General features: G+C 67.5%; 1 protein-coding gene. It reads left to right on the top strand.

Annotated elements, in window-relative coordinates:
* Positions 1-72: 72 nt before the first annotated feature.
* A complete protein-coding gene (locus tag E0H75_RS42785) occupies positions 73-777 on the top strand; it encodes an SDR family NAD(P)-dependent oxidoreductase (protein ID WP_131519473.1) in 705 nt (234 codons plus the stop codon).
* The last annotated feature ends 59 nt before the right edge of the window (positions 778-836 follow it).

The following is an 836-nucleotide window of genomic DNA, read 5'->3' as shown; positions in this document are numbered from 1 at the left end:
CCCAGTTCCGTTGAAGATACCGGTATCAAATCCATACCGTTGCACTCGATCCTACGAGAGGGAGCGATACACATGGAGCGGATCCTGGTCATCGGCGGTGCACGGGCGCTCGGCGCGGCGGTGGCGCGGCGTGCGGTCAAGGACGGGTACGACGTAGTTGTCGGTGCACGTGATCTGGCCGCGGCCGACGTACTGGCACGCGAGATCGGCGCCACCGCGCTGCGGGTCGACCTGCAGGACGAGTCGACAATCGCGGCCGCGGCAGAACAGCTGAAGGACGGGATCGATCACCTCGTCACGACCGGTTCGGCGCCACACGACGTACGCGCGACCGAGCTGGATCGCGACAAGCTGCTGGCCGCGTTCACGGCGAAGGTGGTCGGGCCCCTGCTGGTCGCCAAGCACTTCGCCTCGGTACTGCGGCCGACCGGGTCGATGGTGATGTTCTCCGGCGTCGTCGGCTGGCGGCCGGGGCCGGGCTCACTGGTCAAGGGGATCACCAACGGTGCGGTCGAGTACGCCGCGCGCCACCTGGCGGCGGATCTCGCTCCGGTCCGGGTCAACGCCGTCTCGCCCGGTGTCGTGGACTCGGGCGTATGGGATCGCCTTGGTGACAACAAGGCCGGGTTGCTGAGCAAGAGCGCGGCCGGCACCTTCGTCGGACGCCACGGCGAAACCGAGGACGTCGTCGACACGGTGATGTGGCTCCTCCGCGCGGGCTTCATCTCCGGCGAGACGGTCCACATCGAAGGCGGCGCCCGCCACAAATCCACCTGATATCCAGTACGACAGCTGAGTGAGTCAGGTGAGCTCGGCGCGCAGGATCGATGCTGCGC

Source organism: Kribbella capetownensis, assembly GCF_004331485.1.
Taxonomy (GTDB): domain Bacteria; phylum Actinomycetota; class Actinomycetes; order Propionibacteriales; family Kribbellaceae; genus Kribbella; species Kribbella capetownensis.
This window is presented reverse-complemented; position numbering and strand designations above follow the sequence as displayed.

Excerpts from the sequence above, each read along its gene's own strand:
- E0H75_RS42785 (WP_131519473.1), top strand. The coding sequence starts at position 73 with ATGGAGCGGATCCTGGTCATCGGCGGTGCACGGGCGCTCGGCGCGGCG.